Genomic DNA, 17,865 nt, shown 5'->3' with positions numbered 1-17,865 from the left:
GAATCACCACGCCAACGACGAGGGGCCCTGCCTCGTCACCACACCCGCTGACCGGCCCATTTCACCCTCGAGCACAGGATGAAAGAGGTTCAGTGACGACAGAGACCCCGGTTTCTCTTTCTCTGTATTTTTCTATGCGTTCTAAAAAGTGTCGAAAGTCGTCACTCTCAACACCTCCTCGCCCCGCTGTGGGGCGGCCCCGCCCGAGCACGCCGACGAAGACGCCCGAGCATCCGCAGGCAGTCCCACAGCTCCTCACTGTGTTGTGGGGACCACCAGATTCCCGAGGGCCGGGCATGACGGTATGGCGTTTCGACGGACGGTTTGATTTTCTCCTTATTTTTCTTGCGCATACGAAAAAACACTGTGAACCGTCATACCGTCATGGCTCCGCCCGCTGGTCGGCCCCGCTGCGGGCACAGCAAAGCCCCGGCGGTCCGCCAGGGACTACCGGGGCTTGGCTAGGGCGACCCGTAAACCGGCGAGGCTCAGGAACGCCATACGGCCCGCCACCCGCTTTCCTAGCGGCGGACCGTGTAGACCTCTCAGGCGGCTCAGGCGCCCGCAGAGTCAGGCGCCGCAGCCCATCGCACGATCACCCGGTCCCTCGTGTTCGCGTTCCGGCCCCTGCCGACGGACTTGGCGATCCTCACGGAGTCGATGAAGAGCGCCAGGAACTCCCGCTTCTTCTCCAGGTCCCACGCCGCCCACGTCGACCCCTCCCCGACGGGATCTCCGTCCACGCTCGTCCACTCGTTGGGGATATGGATGGTTCGGCTTCCGGTCGCCTCCAGTTCCGCCAGCCGTTCGGCCGTCCGCTCCTCATGGGCAGCCAACCGCACCATGGACTCCCTGAACATCTGCGCACCGGTCTCGTCGGCGTAGACGCCGGCCAGCCGGTCCACGTGGAGGATGCGGCGGGACTCCCGTACGTGTTCCAACTCGGCTCGCACCGCCGCGCGTTCCGCGTCTCGCTGGGACGTGTCCTGTTGGCGGGCGAAGCGCCGTGACGCCTCGGCCAGCCATTCGAGGTCTTCCGGGTCGTCGGGGTCCATGGCCATGAGACGGGCCCACACCCGCCCCGCCGTCTCACTGTCCGCCGCGTCCTGGCCGATGACGAGACCGCCGTGCCCCGGGACCACTCCCCCGGCCCGGTTGCACTTGTAGTAGAGCTTCCCGGCCCGTCGGTCGGTCACCATTACGGATCCACAGACGTCGCAGAACAGCAGTCCATGTCCGGCCAGCAGCGTCGGGACACGTCGGCCCGCTCGTACAACCACCTGTGTCCGGCCGTCCAGCACGTCCTGGAGTCTCCACCACTCCTCGGTGGGGATCAGCGCTTCGTGCGACTGGACCGGCTGCCCTTCGTCGTCACGCAGGATGACGCGCTTCCCCGTCTTGCCGGGGACAGAGTTACCGTCGGCGTCCTTGGTCGCCTGTACCCGTCCCTGCCACTCGATCGCGTACCCCGCAAGGCGCGGGTCCCGCAGGATGCGCAGGACAGTGGATGACACCCACGCGGGCCGCTCCACAGCTTCCGAGACTCCGCGCGCACGGCGCGAGGCGAGGCGCTTGGCCCCCGACTCCCCCAGGGACTCCGCCTTCGTGGGGACGCCGTCCTCGTTGAGTCGCTTGGCGATCTGCGAGGCAGACACTCCCTCTGCTGCCCACTTGGCCATGTCACGGACGTGCGGAGCTTCCACCGGGTCCGGAACAAGACGGACGACCGACAGCTTGCCGCTGGTCGCCCTCTCCGCCGTGAAGCCGTATGGGGCGACACCGGACACATGGCTGCCGGCTCGCCGAAGCGTGTCCTTGGTGGCGGAGACGTAGGCCGACTTCATGTCGGACTCCTGCTGCGCCAGACCCGCGATGATGGCGAGGATGCCGACACCCACCGGAGTGGACGTGTCGAGGTACGGCTCTTCGACGCTGACCAGCCGGACGCCGTGCGTCTCCAGTTCCTCGATGATCCGCATGGCCTCCAGTGCGCCACGGCGCGTGAGACGCGACAGCGAGAAGACGACCACGGCGTCCACGTGCCCGCCTCGCACCGCCGTCATCATCTCCTCGAACCCCGGGCGGTGAATACTCGGGTCCCACCCCGACTTGCCCACGTCCTCAAAATGGCCCGCGTCGCTCCACCCCTTCGACGCGATCAGCGAGGAGCACCGTTCGCGCTGCGCCACGGGCGATGCCTGCGAGTCGTCCTCACGCCGCTTTGACTGGCGGATGTACGAGACTGCACGTACGTGATCAAGGCTCGGCGCAGCGCCCGGCCTGTGCTTCCTGAGAGGTGTCATGTGCCTAGTGTGGTAAAGATCAACGTCCTGACCGTGCCGACCGAGCAGCGCGAGGTGCTGGAGCAGCGTTTCGCCTCCCGCGCCGGGGCCGTCGAGGGGTCCGACGGTTTCGAGTGGTTCGAGCTGCTGCGCCCGGTGGAGGGCACCGACCAGTACCTGGTGTACACCCGCTGGCGCAGCGAGGAGGACTTCCAGAACTGGATGAACGGTTCCATGCAGGCCGCCCACCAGGGCGGTGGCGAAGGCGGCGGCGAGCGGCCCAAGCCGGCCGCGTCCGGCTCCACGCTGTGGTCGTTCGAGGTCGTCCAGCAGGCGTCGCCCAAGTAAGCCGAGCAGGTCACCGAAGCAAGCCGGGGAAATTCGGCGGCGGGCGTGGTCGTGCGGGCCGCAGAATGGCCCGCATGACCTGGACCTTCTCTCCCGAACGCGTCGACACCCCGGACGCGACGGCCCTGCGCCGCGACTACTACGGCGACGTGGCCGGCCGCTACTGGAAGCGGCCCGCGACCGAGACGGAGATCGACGAGGGCCTGACGAATGACGGGGTCGAGAAGCTGACCCCACCGACCGGGCAGTTCCTGGTGGCCCGGTTCGAGGGCAAGCCCGCCGGCTGCGGCGGGGTGCTGATGCTGGACGGCGAACGCGCCGAACTCACCCGCGTCTTCCTGCGGCACGCCTTCCGCGGCGCGGGCGGCGCCGGCGCCCTCCTGCGGAAGCTGGAGGAGGAGGCACGCGACCTCGGCGCACGCCGAATGGTCCTCAACACGCGCCTCGACCTGGTGGAGGCACGCGCCCTGTACACCCGGCACGGGTACGCGGAGATCCCCGCGTACTGCTCGGGGCCGTACATGGACATCTGGTACGGCAAGGAGCTCTGAGCCCCGCCGTACGAGGACGGGTCCGGGGGCGGTGGTCGCGGGGCGGCTCGGGCGTGTGGGGCCGGTCAGGCACGGTGGTCGCGGGGTGACTCGGGCGTACGGGGCCGGTCAGGCACGGTGGTCGCCGGGCTGCTCAGGCGTACGGGGCCGGTCAGGCGCGGTGGTCGCCGGGCTGCTCAGGCGTGCGGGACCGGTCAGGCACGGTGGTCGCCGGGCGGCTCAGGCGTACGGGGCCGGTCAGGCACGGTGGTCGCCGGGCGGCTCGGGCATATGGGGCCGGTCAGGCACGGTGGTCGCCGGGCGGCTCAGGCGTACGGGACCGGTCAGGCGCGGTGGTCGCCGGGCGGCTCGGGCATATGGGGCCGGTCCCCGTCCGAGCCGCGCAGTTCGGCCGTGAGTTCCCGCACCAGTTGCACCAGGTCGGTGGGCCGGTCGGGTCCCCACCAGTCGCCGAGGAGTTCGGCGAGTGACTCCTCGCGGGCCTCGGCCAGTACCGTCGCCGTCCGCACCCCCTCCTCGGTGAGGGTCAGCTGGACGCCCTCCCGGGTCACCAGACGCCGCTCCTCCACCTGCCGGGACGCCTCGGTGATCACCCGCAGCGGTACGGGGGTGGTCTCGGCGAGCCGGGACGGTTCGACGGTCCCGTGGCGGCGGATGCGCAGCAGCAGCCAGCTCGCGGCGGGCAGCAGGTCGAGCCCGGCGCGCGCGGTGATCTTCGCGTAGACCTCCTTGCGGCCCTCCCTGGAGTCGAGGAGGGAGAGGGCGCGGGCGCACTCGTCGTACGGGGAACGCTCGGCCGGGTCGGCGGCGACCGTCCGGCCGGTGTCGGGCGCGGCGACCGAGCCGCGCAGCTTGTCCTCCTTCAGGAACCAGGCGCAGACGAAGGCGACGAGGACGACGGGTGCCGCGCACAGGAAGACGTCCGTGATGGAGGTGGCGTACGCGTGCAGCACGGACGGCCGTAGCTCGGGCGGGAGCTGGGCGATGGCGCGCGGGTCGGCGGCGACCTGGCCGGGGCCGGCGCCGGGAGGGAGCTCCGCGCCCGCGCTCGTGAACACCTCGTCGAGTTTGCCGGTGAGCCGGCTGGTGAAGATCGTGCCGAAGACGGCGACGCCGAAGGATGCGCCGATGGTGCGGAAGAAGGTGACTCCGGAGGTGGCGACGCCGAGGTCCCGGTAGGAGACGGCGTTCTGCACGACCAGGACGAGGACCTGGATGACGAGGCCGAGCCCGGCGCCGAAGACGAAGAAGCAGACGCTCATCGACCAGGTCGAGCTGGTCTCCGTCAGGCCGTGGAGAAGGAGCAGGCCGAGGCAGGTGAGGGCGGTGCCGACGATGGGGAAGACCTTCCAGCGGCCGGTGCGCGAGACGATCTGGCCGGAGGCGGTCGAGGTGATCAGTACGCCGAGCACCATGGGCAGCATGTGGACGCCGGACATGGTCGGGCTGACGCCCTGGACCACCTGGAGGAAGGTCGGCAGGAAGGTCATCGCGCCGAACATGGCGAAGCCGACGACGAAGCTGATGGCCGAGACGAGGCTGAACGTCCGGATCCGGAACAGCCCCAGCGGCAGCACGGGTTCGGCGGCGCGCCTCTCGACGTACAGGAACCAGACGAGGAGTACGGCTCCGAGGACGGCGAGTCCGATGATCTGCGGCGACCCCCACGCCCAGGTGGTGCCGCCGAGGGAGGCCACCAGGACCAGACAGGTGGCGACCGAGGCGATGAGGAAGGTGCCGAGGTAGTCGATGGTGTGGCGGGTGGAGCGGACCGGGATGTGCAGGACGGCGGCGATGACGAAGAGGGCGACGACGCCGATGGGGAGGTTGATGTAGAACACCCAGCGCCAGGAGAGGTGCTCGGTGAAGAGCCCGCCGATCAGCGGGCCGAGGACGCTGGTGCCGCCGAAGACGGCACCGAAGAGGCCCTGGTACCTGCCGCGCTCCCGGGGTGGGACGAGGTCGCCGACGATCGCCATGGACAGGACCATGAGACCGCCGCCGCCGAAACCCTGGACGGCACGGAAGGCGATGAGCTGCGGCATGTTCTGGGCGATGCCGCAGAGGGCGGAGCCGATGAGGAAGAGGACGATGGCGCCCTGGAAGAGCTTCTTGCGCCCGTACTGGTCGCCGAGCTTGCCCCAGAGGGGTGTCCCGGCCGTGGACGCGAGCATGTAGGCGGTGACCACCCAGGAGAGGTGCTCCATGCCGCCGAGCTCGCTGACGATGGTCGGCAGGGCCGTGGACACGATGGTCTGGTCGAGCGCCGCGAGCAGCATGCCGAGCAGCAGCGCACCGATCGCGACGAGGACGGTGCTGCGGCTCTGCCCCTCCCCGGGCACGGGGGCGGGGTCGCCGAGCCCGGACGGGCGTGTCTCCTGGGCCATGGGGTCTCCGTCTCCGTATCGCGGCGGGCCCCTTCATCCTGGTCGGAATATCCCGTTATGGCCTGCGGAAGGGTACAGCCGTTCGCCCGTCGGACAGGGTCGGGCTGCATAATCGCTCGCAGCGAATCGGGGAGGGGACCCATCATGACCGGACACGTCTGTCCTGAATGCGGTGTACACAGACCTGGCTGCGCCTGCGCCCGCGCGGCGGAAATGGCCGCGGCCGAGGACTTCGACCCGCTGCGCATCAGGCCGTACGTGCACCTGGACGCGGCCGAGGGGACGGGGGGACCCGGGGGGCCCGAAGGGGTGGAGGAGCATCCCACCGCGTACCTGCCGGCGTACTCGACGCAGGACCCGCCGACGACCCAGCTGGCGGCGATCCGCCCGGACACCGACCTCACCGCACCGATACCGGTGGTGCGGCCGACGGAGGGACGGCCGGGCGCGCATCCGGGCGGCCCGGGGGCCGCGGCGTACCCGACCGGCTCGGGACCGGAGGCATACCCGGGCGGCCCCGACGCCGCGGCACACCCGCACGCTTCCGAAACTGCGGCATACCCGGTCGGCTCGGGACCGGAGGCGTACCCGGGCGGCCCCGAAGCCGCGGCATACCCGGGCGGCTCGGGATCGGAGGCGTACCCGGGCACCCCTGAAGCCGCGGCGTACCCGAACGGTCCCGAAGCCGCGGCGCACCCGGGCGCTTCCCGGACTGCGGCGTACCCGGCCGGCTCGGGACCGGAGGCGTACCCCGGCGCCGTCGGTGACGCCTCCGAGACGATGCCGCTGCTGCTGCGCGGCATCGGCGACGTGCCGCCCCCGCCCGGCCGCGGGCAGGCGCGGGCGCGGGGCCGCAGGCGCGGCGCGATGGTCGCGGCGGTGGCCGCCGTCGCCGTGGCGGGCACCGCGGCCCTGGCGGCGGCCGTCCTCGGCGGCGCCGACGAGACCGACGACCGCGCGGCCGTACCCGAGGTGACCACGAGCGCGTCCCTGAACGTCGCCGTGTCGGAGGCGCCGTCCCCCTCCTCCGAGACCCCCGAGCCGACGACGTCCTCCCCGACTCCGCACGAGACGTCCGCGTCGCCGTCCCCGACGCCCACCCCGAGCCGCACCACCGCGGCCCCCAGCACGTCGACCGGCCCGGCGGCCCCTCCGGCCGCCACCGCCTCCGCGGCGCCGACGACCCCCGCACCGACGACGACCGCGCCGTCCTCGCCGCCGCCGAAGCCGACCGACGAGGCGGCGGTGACGCTGAGCCTCGGCTCGACGGGCGACGAGGTGCTCGAACTCCAGGCGCGACTGACCCTCGCGGGGGCGTACCACGGCCCCGTGGACGGGGAGTACGACCAGGAGGTCTGGCGCGCGGTGAAGAACTACCAGTCCTGGATGTACATCGAGGGCGACCCGAAGGGCGTGTACGGCCCCCACACGCGCGAGGCCCTGGAGCGGAGCACCTGGCTCTGACCCCTGCGCGGCGGGTCGCGGTGTCCAGTGCGCGGACCGGTTGGCCAAGACCGCCCCGGGTTTTGTATCGTGAAAGAACAAAGTGGCCCCGCCCGCACTCCCTGACCGGTGGGCGGGACCACTTCGTTCTCCGCGCCACCCCACGGGAGACCACCTGATGCCCGCCACCACCCCGGCAACGCTCACCACCCGCGCCCTCCTCCTCGACATGGACGGCACCCTCGTCAACTCGGACGCCGTCGTCGAGCGCTGCTGGCGACGCTGGGCGGACCGCCAGGGACTCGACGGGGACGAGGTCCTCAAGGTGGTCCACGGCCGCCAGGGCTTCGCGACGATGGCCGTCCTCCTGCCGGACCGCCCGATGGCGGAGAACCACGCCGACAACCGGGTGATGCTGGCCGAGGAGACCGCCGACCTCGACGGGGTCGCGCCCGTCCCCGGCGCCCCCGCCTTCATGACCGCGATCGCGGACCTCCCGCACGCCCTGGTGACCTCGGCGGACGAGGCCCTGGCCCAGGCCCGGATGGGCGCGGCGGCGCTCCCGATGCCGGAGACCCGGGTGACGGCCGAGAGCGTCGGCGCGAGCAAGCCGGACCCCGAGGGCTTCCTCAAGGGCGCGGCGGCACTGGGCTTCACCCCGGCGGACTGCGTGGTCTTCGAGGACTCCGAGGCCGGCATCCAGGCGGGCCGCGCGGCCGGCATGCGCGTCGTGGGCGTGGGTCCGCGCGCGGCCGCGTTCGCGCCGGACGTGCACGTCGCCGACCTCACCCGGCTGCGGGTGGAGCCCGCGGCGGACGGCTCGATCACGCTGACCGTCCTGGCGTAGCCACCCCCCCTCTTCTCCGCCTCGCGCGCGGCCGGACCTTCCGGTCGCGCGCGAGGCGTTTCCGGGACGCCCCGAAAGCACGCACCCCCGAACCCCCGGGCGCCGGGCGGAATCTGTCACTCCGTCAGGACTCTCCCACCCCTTGATGTGACGTGCCCATGTCGCCACCCTGTTACCTGGCGCACCCCCCACGGAAACCTGGCGCCGCCACGATGACCGGGCCCGCCGCCCGGCACCCCGCGGGGACGGCAGCAGCCAAGGTCCCCCCACATCAAGGGAGTTCACATGCCCGTCGGCATGATCTACGCGCGTCGACTCGCTGTACTCGCCACCTCCGCCGCCCTCACCGTCACCGGCCTCCTCGCCACCGCCCCGGCAGCACAGGCCGCCATGCCGACCCCGGTCAGCGCGGCGACCGCGCGCACCTACCTGGCCGCCCTCACGGTCAAGGCGGAAGGCTCCACCTCGGGCTACAGCCGGGACCTCTTCCCTCACTGGATCACCCAGTCCGGCACCTGCAACACGCGCGAGACCGTCCTCAAGCGCGACGGCGTGAACGTCGTCACCGACTCCAGCTGCGCCGCGACCAGCGGCAGCTGGTACTCGGAGTACGACGGCGCCACCTGGACCGCCGCCTCCGACCTCGACATCGACCACATGGTCCCGCTCGCCGAGGCCTGGCGCTCGGGCGCGAACTCCTGGACCACCGCCCAGCGCCAGTCGTTCGCGAACGACCTCACCCGGCCGCAGCTCATAGCCGTCACCGACAACGTCAACCAGGCCAAGGGCGACCTGGACCCGGCGAAGTGGCTGCCCCCGGTGACGTCGTACCGCTGCACGTACGTCCGGGCATGGGTGCACGTGAAGTACTACTGGAACCTCAGCGTCGACCCCGCCGAGAAGAGCGCCCTCCAGTCCGTCCTGAACGGCTGCTGACCGGTCGCCTCCTGAGCTCGCGTCAGCGACGGCCGCCGGGGAGTGAGGCTCGCCACACACTCCCCGGTGGCCGAATGTTGAACTTGCAAGCACTAGTGAGGGGTGCCTAACCTAACGGCCTCATCGGTTTCCGTCCCCCCCACCCCGTGCCCACCCCGGCCGGGGCCAGACCGAAGGAGTCCCCCCTCCATGACCGCCCAGAGCACCACCCCCACGGGCCCCACCTCCACAGCCCCCACCTCCACGGGCCCCACCCTCACGAGCCCCACCCTCACCGCCCGCCTGAACCGCGCCCAGCCCTACGCGCTCGGCCTCTTCCGCATCGTGATCGGCCTGCTCTTCGCCTGCCACGGCGTCGCCTCGCTCTTCGGCCTCATCGGCGGCACCGCGATACCGGCCGGCACCTGGCCCGGCTGGTACGCGGCCGTCATCCAGCTCGGCGCCGGCCTCCTGGTCCTGGCCGGACTCGGCACCCGCAGCGCCGCCTTCCTCGCCTCGGGCTCGATGGCGTACGCGTACTTCAACGTCCACCAGCCGGAGTCCCTCCTCCCCCTCCAGAACGGCGGCGAGAACGCGGCCCTGTTCTGCTGGGCCTTCGCCCTCCTCGTCTTCACCGGCCCCGGCGCCCTCGCCCTCGACCGCCTCTTCGGCGCCGCACAGGCCACGGACACGCAGACCCACGAGGAGCAGGGCACACCGGTCACGGCGTAACACCCGGCCACACCTACAGGAAGGGCCCGGAAACCGCAGCACGGTTTCCGGGCCTTCCCGACACGGGCGCCCCGACAGCCCCCTCGAAGCGACCGCCGCCACCGCTCACGCGACCCCGAACCCGAGCCCGAGCCGAGCCCGAACCTGAGCCGAGCCCGAAGCCCGAACCTGAGCCCGAAGCCCGAACCTGAGCCCGAGCCCGAAGCCCGAACCTGAGCCCGAGCCCGAGCCCGAACCTGAGCCCGAGCCCGAAGCCCGAGCCCGAAGCCCGAGCCCGAGCCCGAACCTGAGCCCGAGCCCGAAGCCCGAGCCCGAACCTGAGCCCGAAGCCCGAGCCCGAGGCCGACCCCGAAGCCGAAGCCCGAGCCCCGAGGGCACCTCAGTCCACCCCAAGGGGCACCCCAGCTCCACTCCAGAAAGCATCCCGGCCCCACCCCGGAGGGCACCCCGGCCCCACTCCGGAGGGGCACCCCAGCCCCCCCCCGGACGGCACCCCGGCCCGGCCCCCAGGAGGACCCCCACCCGCCCCACCCCAGGGGGCGACTGCCGGTGAGACCGGGGCGCCCCCGCGCCACCGGCAGTCGCCCTCCGCGCCGCCAGCAGTCGCCCCCCGCCCCACCGGCCGTCGCCCCCGCCCCACCGGCAACCGACCCCCCGCCCCCGCGTAGGCTCTGCCCCTGTGAATCTGCTCGACAGCCTGGGCTCGCTGCGGTCGCTCACCGCCGGTCCATGGATCTACCCGGTGGTGGCGACGTCGATCCTGCTCGACGTCTTCCTGCCCGTGCTGCCGAGCGGTTTCCTGGTGATCACCGCGGCCACGGCGGCGGCGACGGCCACCGGGGCCTCCTCCGGCGTGCTGTCGCTCCTCCCGCTGCTCCTCTGCGCGGCGACCGCCTCGACACTCGGCGACTTCCTCGCGTACCGCCTGGCGCTACGCGGCGGGGCCAGGCTGGACCGGGTGATCGCCCGGTCGCGCCGCCTCTCACTGGCGCAGGAACGTCTCGGCACCGCGCTCGCCCGGGGCGGCGGGCTGCTCGTGGTGCTCGCGCGCTTCGCGCCGGCCGGACGCTCCGTGGTGTCCCTGGGCGCGGGCGCGGCGAAGCGGCGGGTGGAGGAGTTCCTGCCGTGGTCGGCGCTGGCGGGCGTGACCTGGGCCTCGTACAGCGTGGGGCTCGGCTGGCTGGGCGGTCAGTGGCTGGGCGCGACCTGGTTCAGCGCGGGGGTGTCGACCCTCGCGCTCTTCCTCGCGGGCGGCCTCGCCGCGTACCTCATACGGCGTCCGGCCGCGGCTCCCGCACCCGCGTCCTGACGGCGGCGGGGTGAGAGCCCCGTACCTCCAGGCCGGCGAGGAGTCTCGCGGTCGCGTCGGCGATCTCGTCCACGGCCCGCTCGAAGACCTCACGGTTGTGGGCGGCGGGGGCGCGGAAGCCGGAGACCTTGCGGACGTACTGCAGGGCGGCGGCGCGGATGTCGTCCTCGGTCGCCTCCTCGGGCAGCACGGGCGGGCGGAGCGTCTTGATGCTGCGGCACATGTCTCCAGTGTGGCGCGCCCCACTGACAACGCCCCGGACCGCCCGCCTCACCCGCCCAGTCCGCGTCTGCTCCGTGCGTTGATCTCGGCGGTGCGGGCCCGCAGTTCGTGCAGAGGGGTGGCGGGCTGGACGTCGACGGGCTCCGCCTCCCACTCGGCGCCGCCGTGGACGGCGCGGATCAGAAAGCGCCCGGAGACGCTCTCCACATAGAAACCGACCCGCCCCGTGGCGGTGTCGCGGACGAGGTCACCGACCTCGGGCAGTGGCTGCACGCATCCCCTCCATCCCGAATCCTGAAACATGGGGACACTCAGGGAAGCGCGGCGACTCCGCCCTGTCAACGCATCTCTAGAGATGTCCCCCGATGGATGGATCGACCGGGCGGGACGGCGTACACGTGTGCACCCGTGCCGAGGAGTGCGCCGTAGGGTGTCCCGCAAGTGAAGGGAGTGGTCCACCCGTGACTGACCAGGACAGCGCTCGTCGGCCCAAGTACCAGCGCATCGCCGACGAGTTGAGAACCGCGATCCAGTCGGGTGCCTTCGCGCCGGGCGACCGGCTCCCCGGCGAGAACGACCTCATGACGACATACACGGTGGCCCGCATGACGGCCCGCCAGGCCCTGTCCGTGCTGCGTTCGGAGGGGCTCACCGAGGCACGCAAGGGCGCCGGGGTCTTCGTCCGGGTCTTCCGCCCGCTGCGACGCCGGGGCATCCCGCGCCTCGCCGGGGAGCACTGGGGAAACGGCCGCTCGGTGTGGTCGGCGGACATCGAGGACCGGGAGCTGGTCGTCGACCAGATCGAGGTGGGCGAGACGGAGGCCGGCGACCGGATCGCGGGGGCGCTGAACCTGGCACCGGGGGCGCCCGTGTGCGTCCGCAGCCGCCGTTTCGTCCTCGACGCCAAGCCGGTGCTGCTCTCGGTCTCCTACCTCTCCGCCGAGCTGGTACGGGGTACGCCGATCACCGAACCGGACACGGGCCCCGGCGGCACCTACGCACGGCTCACGGAGCTGGGGCACCGCCCGGTGCGGTTCCGGGAGGAGATCCGCTGCCGGATGCCGACGGCGGACGAGTCGGACCGGCTGTCACTGGGGTCGGGAACACCGGTGGTGCTCATCGGACGCACGGCGTTCACGGGACCGGGGGTGGCGGTGGAGCTCAACGAGATGACGCTGGACTCGTCGTCGTACGTCCTGGAGTACGACTTCGACGCGTGACGACACCGAAACCGGCCTCACGCCCCCCACCCCCGGCCTCAACCCGCCCCCGACCTCACCCCCCCACCTCCGACCCCACACCCACCCCCGGCCTCAACCTCAATGTCCGGCCTCGAACCGAAGCCCGGGGTCGGCATGAACGACATCACCGGAGAACTCGGCGGCGGCCCGGGCCACGGCTTCGGCCGACGAAGCGGCCCCCGGCCCGACATGGGTCACGACAAGACGTCCGACACGGGCCTCGGCGGCGCTCCGCCCCGCCTGCGCCGCCGAGTGGTGCCCGGGCACGGGCCCATCGGCTTCGCAAAGGAACAGATCGCACTCAAGGGCGAGTTCGACCAGACCGGAACACGGCTCGCAGTCCCCGGAGTACACGAGAGAAGCCCCTCCCCCGTCCTCCACCCGGAGGGCGAAGGCGGGCAGGCCGCCGTGCTCGACGGCACGTGACCGAAGGGTGAGCCCGCCGACGCGGACGACATGCCCGTCGTACAACTCCTCCACTCCGAAGGCCTTCTCGACAGGACTGCGCTCGCGTCCGTTCGTCAGGAAGGCGGCGAGGCGGTCGGCGATGCCGGGCGGACCGAAGAGGGGTACGGGCAGGGGAACGTCGAGCCCCGCGTACAGCAGCGCGTAGTACGCGGGGAGCAGATCGGCGCTGTGGTCGGCGTGGAGGTGGGAGATCCACACGGCGTCGACCTCGGCGAGCGCCACGTACCGCTGGAGCTCGGCGAGGGTGCCGGTGCCGGCGTCCACCCACAGGCGGACGCCGCCGCCCTCGACGAGATAGCCGGAGCAGGCGTTGCCGGGCCGGGGGAAGGGAGTGGCGGACCCGAGGACGGTGATCCGCAGCGAGTCGCTGCCCATGCGCCGAGTCTAGGACGGGACGCCGAGTCCAGGGCGGGATACGAACGAGTGGCCGGAAGTCATGCAGGAAGAGTGAAGAGCGTGCGTATCCTGTGTGCTCGCCGGAGCCCATCGGCGGGCGCCCGGCAGAGAACTGAGGGACATTCATGCTTCGCGTACGCACGCTCGCGGCCGTGACCGCGGCCGCCGCCTCCGGCATCCTGCTGCTGCCTTCGCAGGCGCAGGCCGCCGGCTCGGTCCACCTCTACAAGATCTACTACGACAGCCCGGGCACGGACACCAGGTCCAACAGCAGCCTGAACGCCGAGTACGTCCAGATACGCAACACGACCGGCGCGGCGGTCAACCTGCGGGGCTGGACGCTGACGGACGCGTCGCGCCACACGTACACCTTCGGCAGCTTCAAGCTCGGCGCGGGCAAGATCGTGACGGTCCGCACGGGCCGCGGCACGAACACCGCCTCGAACGTCTACCAGAACCGTGCCGCGTACGTCTGGAACAACGACAAGGACACCGCGACGCTGCGCAAGTCGACCGGCACGACCGTCGACACCTGCTCGTACAACTCGACGCGGGTCGACTACAAGTGGTGCTGACCCCCACCTGACACCCCGTGGGCCCCACACCGGGGCCCACGGAAGCCCCCTCGGCCAGCCCCCAACACCCCTTCAGCAGCCCTTCAGCAGCCCTTCAGTAGCCCCTCAACAGCCCCTCAAGAAGTCTCCGCCCCATCCCGAGCAGCAGGAACCCCATGCTGCTGCACATCGGAGTTGACCTGCCCGCCCAGGGTCATGACATTCAAGGTCGCGGAGTTCTCATTGGCGATGGCCTTCTCGACGCGGGCGACGAGGACGGAGAACGCCTCTCGCTTCGCCAGGTTGTGATACGGCCCGACCTTGGTCTCGAAGTAGACCCGCTCATGCCCGAGCAACTGCTCGGTGGACCGGTAGTTCTTCCACTGCTCCCGATAGCGGTACACGCTCTCCAGCGACACGGCGGCGACGACGACCACACTCAGCACGGTGGCGGTGACCCGCGCGAACCCCAGGTCGATATTGACGAACACCGGCACGAACGCCCCACCGACGACGGACACCGTCCGCATCCGCAGATGCATCGCCTTCATCCGGGTCGCCTTGGCGTCGTACCAGCCCTGGTACTGCGCGAGCCTGGTCTCGATGTACCGCTGCGGCGTCATCTCGCCACCCTGCGCCCCCGCTTCGGGCGCGTCCCCCACCTCGTCCATGCCGGGAGTACACCGCTATGGACAAGTCCACGTCAACTCTCCCCGCCCCCGACACCAAAGACGGAAAGCACCAACCCCAACCCCAACCTCACCCCCCTCCCCTCACCCCCCTCCCCTCAACCGACCGCAACCAACTCACGCACGGCATCAAGGGCCACCCGCCAAGGAAATCGCGCGGCATCCCCCATCCCCGACTCCCCCTCCCCACGGAGCACGAACACCCCAGCCCCCCGCAGGGTCTCCACCGACCGCTCGAACTGCGGATGCCGCGCATAGGCCGCATTGAGACAAGGCACCGCAACCATCGGCACCCCCTTACCGATCCCCTCCGCGACAACCCCCACCACGAACTCGTCCACGATCCCGAGCGCCCACTGATTGACCGTATGGAAAGTCGCCGGCGCGACCAGGATCGCCGAAGCCTCCGGCCACACCTCCCCCTCACCAGGAAACGCGTAATCCCACCTCACGGGATGCCCGGTCAGCACGGCAAGCCCCTCGAGCGACCCGGCAAGCCACCGCGCCGCCGTAGGCGTAAGCCCCAGACAGACGTCCCAACCGTCGGCCTGCGCCTCCTCGATGACACGGGCAATGTCGAAAACGGGCTCAGCAGCGCCGGCAAACAAGTACAAGGTGCTCATCCCCTCATCCGACCACACTCCCCGAACCGGCCGACGAATGCCCTCATCGCAGGCCACCCCCACCCTCCAGGCACGCCCCTCCTCAGAGGTCTGATCGCCATGGCGGAAAAGGTGCACCGCGCCACCGCCACCCCCTCCCGAACCCCCTCCCCGTACCGTCTCCCTAGGAGCCGGCGAACCAGGAGCGCCCCTGGGCCCACTTGGTCGCCCAGCCCGTGAAGCCAGGAACACCAGGCATCAGAGCCTTCACCGACTGCGTACCGAAGGGCATCGCCCCCTCACCCGCGATCTGCCAGACATGACCACGCTGCGGACCGGTGACGATCAAATGCCAATACATTCCACACCCATCGGTCCCCAGCAGCAGCGAGCCATGATCGAACACAGGGTCCGTCCTCGCCTCGAACTCCTCCTCCGACAACTCCTCCTCATCCCCCTCCGCCTCCCACAGCCACGCCTCCGTAAGCGGAAAAGGCTCAGCAAGCAGTCGCTCGGGCCGGCCCGAGCCCCAGTCCGAGGGCATCTGCACAAGCGGCAACAGCCCGTAAAAAGGCGGCCCAGCACGCAGCCCGTCACAAACCTCCGCCACAAACGTGCGATACGGCTCCGGAAGCACAACGCCGTGCTCCCCCTCGAAGGCCCGCACCGCCTCCCACCCAGCCGCCCGCACCGCCTCAGGCCGGGACGCAAAGATCTCGCGAAGGGCAGCCAGCTCCGCCGGATCACATGATTCCGTGTTCATGCCGACCATCATGACCACCGCCGACGTCCCACCCCACACCGTGCTCAACCGTCCCCGCCGACGTCAGAAGCGAACGCCAAAGGCCCCCAGCCAAGATCGACTGGGGACCTTTCCCCTGGCGGGCGCGGACGGTTCCGAACCGCCGACGTCTCTTTGCAAGCCTGGCACCCGCAGCTGATCCGTCATCACAGCTCAGCCCCTCTGCGCGCTGCGACGGCTGGCACCAGCTGTGGACGCCGTAGCGATCCTCCAGTGACCGTGGTGGACCGCTCGATCTGGCACGCATCTGGCACGCGCGCTCAGAGCCCAATCCGTTTGTTCACGACGTCGCCATCAGGCTCCCCGTAGCGCAGCACGACGTACGCCAACCGAAACGGAAGCGCACGCAAGCCCGGCTCCATCACCCGTACAGAGCGTCCACATCAGGCCCGTAGGCGAAGAGTGCGTCCTGCATGGCGACACCCTCCCACCGGGGACTGCCGGTCGGCCCAGCCATCTACGTCTACAAGCCGTTGCCAGCCCTGCCCCCGCTACTCCTCGTCACTGCGCTCCAGTACCAGGCTCACGGACCCCTCTTCCAGCCCGTTGCTGTCTTCGAGGTGCAGATGGGCCCCATCGGGAACGCCATCTCCGGCCAGCACCAACAGGTGCCCAGCCAGCGTCCTGAGGCCGGCCGCATTCGCCTCGATGACAACCTCGCCCCCGAGGTCACGTACCTCGATACGCGCGTCCTCATCCCACGTGAAGACCAGCCCGGCACCGTCCGCAACGACCGTGACGTGGGTGCTCTCCGTCGGGGCACTGCTGTGGTCAGAGTTCATGTCACCCATGATGACGCCGGCCACGCACGGCCCTGGGAAGCCCGTTGAGACGGAGATGACACCGCGGGCCGGGGCGACGCAGGTGCTCAGTTCACAGGAAGCCGTCCGCAGACAGCCCACGGAAGTCTGTTCACGCCCTGAAAAGTGGATTAGTCCTCGACCCTCTCCACGGAGTTCGGGATCAGCCCGCTTCGCCATCGCCGTCGGCTCACCAGGGGGTCCGCCCCGTTCCCGGAACGACGACGACACGGCCCCACTCGCCGTGTAAATTGGCGATCTTCGGCCGGCGAAAGCCGTACGGAGTACTCGAAGACCGGGCACATCATGCATCTCGTCGAGCATCCCGCACGTCGCCGCCTCAACGCCGCCCTGGAGAACCTCTCCGTCACCTTCCACGGCATGACCGCACATCCGGATGAGCACAACTGCGAATGTCACTGGGGCAGCACGGAAGAGCTCTCCCTTCTGAAGACGCCGGATGTGGAATTGGAGCCCGACCTCCTGTACCGGACTTGGCGGGCCATCGACTGGACCGATCACGCGTCCGTGCTGCGCCGTATCCTGCCGCAGTTCGCCACGGCCCTGTCCTCCGGTCGTGTGGAACCCGTGTTCGGACTGGAAGAGGCCGGCTCCTCCTTCGCCCGCGGAAGCTGGCACCAATGGCCCGTCGAGCAAGCCGACTCGGTACGCGAGTTCCTGCACGCCTGGTGGGTACAGAGCCTCACGGATCCGGATGCGGCCGTCCCGGCGCACCAGGTCTTCGTGATGTGTGCCGAGGCGTCCGGAACGCTCGGCCCTTGGCTTGCCGACTGGGAAGAACAGACCGGCCGCCTCAGCGACCGACGTCTCGCCGAGGCGGCCGAGGAATGGGATTACGAGCTCCTCGGAGAGGGTCTGCCGTGGAGCGTCGGCTGGTACGAGCACGACGAGGAGGAGCTGCGTGGCGAACTGGTCGCCTGGCTCCTCGGCCACGCGGCGACACGGCTCCGGGAGTCGGGCGCATCGGTGGATCTGCAGCACCGGATACGGCTGCTCGGACTCACCGGTGAGGACCGCTGGACGGATCCTCACTGGCCTAACTACCGCTACTGACGGCTCGCAGGCACGATGGCTCCGTGGCTGCACGCCCCGTTCCGGACGTCGGGGCCGACCGTGTACCCGACGGCGTGTGGACTACCGAAGGCCCCAGACCATGAATCCTTGGCCGGGGCCTTTTGGTTGGCGCCCCGGCAGGATTCGAACCTGCGACACCCGCTTCAGGAGCTCGTGCGGATCCCAGCCGGAGAGGGGCGAGC

At 70.6% G+C, this 17,865-nt stretch carries 19 protein-coding genes and 1 tRNA gene; 10 read left to right on the top strand and 10 right to left on the bottom strand.

Annotated features, from left to right (window positions below; genetic code table 11):
- Nucleotides 1-554: 554 nt before the first annotated feature.
- Entirely contained in the window at nt 555-2,303 is a 1,749-nt protein-coding gene (locus ACFYUS_RS35845; protein ID WP_388861876.1) for a recombinase family protein, read from the bottom strand.
- On the opposite strand from ACFYUS_RS35845, the gene ACFYUS_RS35840 reads away from it, so the two are divergent.
- Nucleotides 2,304-2,630 (top strand): antibiotic biosynthesis monooxygenase family protein, encoded by a 327-nt coding sequence (locus ACFYUS_RS35840; protein WP_388861874.1) that lies wholly within the window; start codon nt 2,304-2,306, stop codon nt 2,628-2,630. It begins immediately after the preceding gene.
- Between the two features lie 65 nt (nt 2,631-2,695).
- Nucleotides 2,696-3,181 carry a GNAT family N-acetyltransferase gene (locus ACFYUS_RS35835; protein ID WP_388861872.1) on the top strand — a complete coding sequence of 162 codons (486 nt, stop codon included), beginning with the start codon at nt 2,696-2,698 and terminating at the stop codon, nt 3,179-3,181.
- Between the two features lie 323 nt (nt 3,182-3,504).
- On the opposite strand, the gene ACFYUS_RS35830 is transcribed toward ACFYUS_RS35835, so the two are convergent.
- On the bottom strand, nt 3,505-5,568 hold the full coding sequence (locus ACFYUS_RS35830; RefSeq protein ID WP_388861870.1) for a DHA2 family efflux MFS transporter permease subunit: 2,064 nt from the start codon (nt 5,566-5,568) through the stop codon (nt 3,505-3,507).
- A 213-nt stretch (nt 5,569-5,781) separates the two neighbouring features.
- Between ACFYUS_RS35830 and ACFYUS_RS35825 the strand changes: the two genes are divergently transcribed.
- The 5 genes from ACFYUS_RS35825 to ACFYUS_RS35805 all read left to right on the top strand — a co-directional run bounded on the left by ACFYUS_RS35825 (nt 5,782) and on the right by ACFYUS_RS35805 (nt 10,814).
- A complete protein-coding gene (locus ACFYUS_RS35825; protein WP_388861868.1) occupies nt 5,782-7,032 on the top strand; it encodes a peptidoglycan-binding protein in 1,251 nt (416 codons plus the stop codon).
- A gap of 157 nt (nt 7,033-7,189) precedes the next feature.
- Entirely contained in the window at nt 7,190-7,858 is a 669-nt protein-coding gene (locus tag ACFYUS_RS35820) for an HAD-IA family hydrolase (RefSeq protein WP_388861866.1), read from the top strand.
- 285 nt (nt 7,859-8,143) lie between these two features.
- Nucleotides 8,144-8,794 carry an HNH endonuclease family protein gene (locus ACFYUS_RS35815; protein WP_388861864.1) on the top strand — a complete coding sequence of 217 codons (651 nt, stop codon included), beginning with the start codon at nt 8,144-8,146 and terminating at the stop codon, nt 8,792-8,794.
- 189 nt (nt 8,795-8,983) lie between these two features.
- Nucleotides 8,984-9,505, top strand: a complete 522-nt coding sequence (locus ACFYUS_RS35810; protein WP_388861862.1) for a DoxX family protein — start codon at nt 8,984-8,986, stop codon at nt 9,503-9,505.
- A gap of 685 nt (nt 9,506-10,190) precedes the next feature.
- Nucleotides 10,191-10,814 (top strand): DedA family protein, encoded by a 624-nt coding sequence (locus tag ACFYUS_RS35805; protein WP_388861888.1) that lies wholly within the window; start codon nt 10,191-10,193, stop codon nt 10,812-10,814.
- Here the strand turns inward: ACFYUS_RS35805 and ACFYUS_RS35800 are convergent.
- The gene (locus tag ACFYUS_RS35800; RefSeq protein ID WP_388861860.1) at nt 10,774-11,037 is read right to left on the bottom strand and encodes a DUF2277 domain-containing protein; all 264 of its coding nucleotides are present in this window, start codon (nt 11,035-11,037) and stop codon (nt 10,774-10,776) included. The genes ACFYUS_RS35805 and ACFYUS_RS35800 overlap by 41 nt on opposite strands.
- 47 nt (nt 11,038-11,084) lie before the next feature.
- Nucleotides 11,085-11,309 (bottom strand): hypothetical protein, encoded by a 225-nt coding sequence (locus ACFYUS_RS35795; RefSeq protein WP_388861858.1) that lies wholly within the window; start codon nt 11,307-11,309, stop codon nt 11,085-11,087.
- A 188-nt stretch (nt 11,310-11,497) separates the two neighbouring features.
- Here ACFYUS_RS35795 and ACFYUS_RS35790 point away from each other — a divergent pair, with 188 nt between their 5' ends.
- Nucleotides 11,498-12,256 carry a GntR family transcriptional regulator gene (locus ACFYUS_RS35790; RefSeq protein WP_388861856.1) on the top strand — a complete coding sequence of 253 codons (759 nt, stop codon included), beginning with the start codon at nt 11,498-11,500 and terminating at the stop codon, nt 12,254-12,256.
- Nucleotides 12,257-12,355: 99 nt separating this feature from the next.
- Here ACFYUS_RS35790 and ACFYUS_RS35785 read toward each other — a convergent pair whose 3' ends face one another.
- Entirely contained in the window at nt 12,356-13,120 is a 765-nt protein-coding gene (locus tag ACFYUS_RS35785) for an MBL fold metallo-hydrolase (RefSeq protein WP_388861854.1), read from the bottom strand.
- 146 nt (nt 13,121-13,266) lie between these two features.
- On the opposite strand from ACFYUS_RS35785, the gene ACFYUS_RS35780 reads away from it, so the two are divergent.
- Nucleotides 13,267-13,716 (top strand): lamin tail domain-containing protein, encoded by a 450-nt coding sequence (locus tag ACFYUS_RS35780; RefSeq protein ID WP_388861852.1) that lies wholly within the window; start codon nt 13,267-13,269, stop codon nt 13,714-13,716.
- Between the two features lie 116 nt (nt 13,717-13,832).
- Here the strand turns inward: ACFYUS_RS35780 and ACFYUS_RS35775 are convergent, their stop codons facing one another.
- The 4 genes from ACFYUS_RS35775 to ACFYUS_RS35760 all read right to left on the bottom strand — a co-directional run bounded on the left by ACFYUS_RS35775 (nt 13,833) and on the right by ACFYUS_RS35760 (nt 16,570).
- Nucleotides 13,833-14,366, bottom strand: coding sequence for a DUF4231 domain-containing protein (locus ACFYUS_RS35775; protein WP_388861850.1), 534 nt, complete (start codon nt 14,364-14,366; stop codon nt 13,833-13,835).
- Nucleotides 14,367-14,482: 116 nt separating this feature from the next.
- Nucleotides 14,483-15,007, bottom strand: coding sequence for a flavoprotein (locus ACFYUS_RS35770; RefSeq protein WP_388861848.1), 525 nt, complete (start codon nt 15,005-15,007; stop codon nt 14,483-14,485).
- A 163-nt stretch (nt 15,008-15,170) separates the two neighbouring features.
- A complete protein-coding gene (locus tag ACFYUS_RS35765) occupies nt 15,171-15,761 on the bottom strand; it encodes an SMI1/KNR4 family protein (protein ID WP_388861886.1) in 591 nt (196 codons plus the stop codon).
- A gap of 518 nt (nt 15,762-16,279) precedes the next feature.
- On the bottom strand, nt 16,280-16,570 hold the full coding sequence (locus ACFYUS_RS35760) for a hypothetical protein (protein WP_388861846.1): 291 nt from the start codon (nt 16,568-16,570) through the stop codon (nt 16,280-16,282).
- 324 nt (nt 16,571-16,894) lie between these two features.
- Here ACFYUS_RS35760 and ACFYUS_RS35755 point away from each other — a divergent pair, with 324 nt between their 5' ends.
- Nucleotides 16,895-17,662 (top strand): hypothetical protein, encoded by a 768-nt coding sequence (locus tag ACFYUS_RS35755; protein ID WP_388861844.1) that lies wholly within the window; start codon nt 16,895-16,897, stop codon nt 17,660-17,662.
- A gap of 127 nt (nt 17,663-17,789) precedes the next feature.
- On the opposite strand, the gene ACFYUS_RS35750 is transcribed toward ACFYUS_RS35755, so the two are convergent.
- Nucleotides 17,790-17,861, bottom strand: a tRNA-OTHER gene (locus ACFYUS_RS35750).
- Nucleotides 17,862-17,865 lie beyond the last annotated feature (4 nt).

The organism is Streptomyces sp. NPDC004284 (assembly GCF_042874035.1).
In the GTDB taxonomy this organism is placed as follows: Bacteria; Actinomycetota; Actinomycetes; order Streptomycetales; family Streptomycetaceae; genus Streptomyces.
The sequence above is the reverse complement of the archived record's forward strand: the minus strand, read 5'-3'. Positions and strand labels throughout refer to the sequence as shown.

What these genes read in the sequence shown, in the direction of transcription:
- ACFYUS_RS35845 (WP_388861876.1), bottom strand. Translation starts at nt 2,303, where the DNA reads ATGACACCTCTCAGGAAGCACAGGCCGGGCGCTGCGCCGAGCCTTGAT.
- ACFYUS_RS35835 (WP_388861872.1), top strand. Translation starts at nt 2,696, where the DNA reads ATGGCCCGCATGACCTGGACCTTCTCTCCCGAACGCGTCGACACCCCG.
- ACFYUS_RS35830 (WP_388861870.1), bottom strand. Translation starts at nt 5,568, where the DNA reads ATGGCCCAGGAGACACGCCCGTCCGGGCTCGGCGACCCCGCCCCCGTG.
- ACFYUS_RS35825 (WP_388861868.1), top strand. Translation starts at nt 5,782, where the DNA reads ATGGCCGCGGCCGAGGACTTCGACCCGCTGCGCATCAGGCCGTACGTG.
- ACFYUS_RS35820 (WP_388861866.1), top strand. Translation starts at nt 7,190, where the DNA reads ATGCCCGCCACCACCCCGGCAACGCTCACCACCCGCGCCCTCCTCCTC.
- ACFYUS_RS35815 (WP_388861864.1), top strand. Translation starts at nt 8,144, where the DNA reads ATGCCCGTCGGCATGATCTACGCGCGTCGACTCGCTGTACTCGCCACC.
- ACFYUS_RS35810 (WP_388861862.1), top strand. Translation starts at nt 8,984, where the DNA reads ATGACCGCCCAGAGCACCACCCCCACGGGCCCCACCTCCACAGCCCCC.
- ACFYUS_RS35800 (WP_388861860.1), bottom strand. Translation starts at nt 11,037, where the DNA reads ATGTGCCGCAGCATCAAGACGCTCCGCCCGCCCGTGCTGCCCGAGGAG.
- ACFYUS_RS35785 (WP_388861854.1), bottom strand. Translation starts at nt 13,120, where the DNA reads ATGGGCAGCGACTCGCTGCGGATCACCGTCCTCGGGTCCGCCACTCCC.
- ACFYUS_RS35780 (WP_388861852.1), top strand. Translation starts at nt 13,267, where the DNA reads ATGCTTCGCGTACGCACGCTCGCGGCCGTGACCGCGGCCGCCGCCTCC.
- ACFYUS_RS35775 (WP_388861850.1), bottom strand. Translation starts at nt 14,366, where the DNA reads ATGGACGAGGTGGGGGACGCGCCCGAAGCGGGGGCGCAGGGTGGCGAG.
- ACFYUS_RS35770 (WP_388861848.1), bottom strand. Translation starts at nt 15,007, where the DNA reads ATGAGCACCTTGTACTTGTTTGCCGGCGCTGCTGAGCCCGTTTTCGAC.
- ACFYUS_RS35765 (WP_388861886.1), bottom strand. Translation starts at nt 15,761, where the DNA reads ATGATGGTCGGCATGAACACGGAATCATGTGATCCGGCGGAGCTGGCT.
- ACFYUS_RS35760 (WP_388861846.1), bottom strand. Translation starts at nt 16,570, where the DNA reads ATGAACTCTGACCACAGCAGTGCCCCGACGGAGAGCACCCACGTCACG.
- ACFYUS_RS35755 (WP_388861844.1), top strand. Translation starts at nt 16,895, where the DNA reads ATGCATCTCGTCGAGCATCCCGCACGTCGCCGCCTCAACGCCGCCCTG.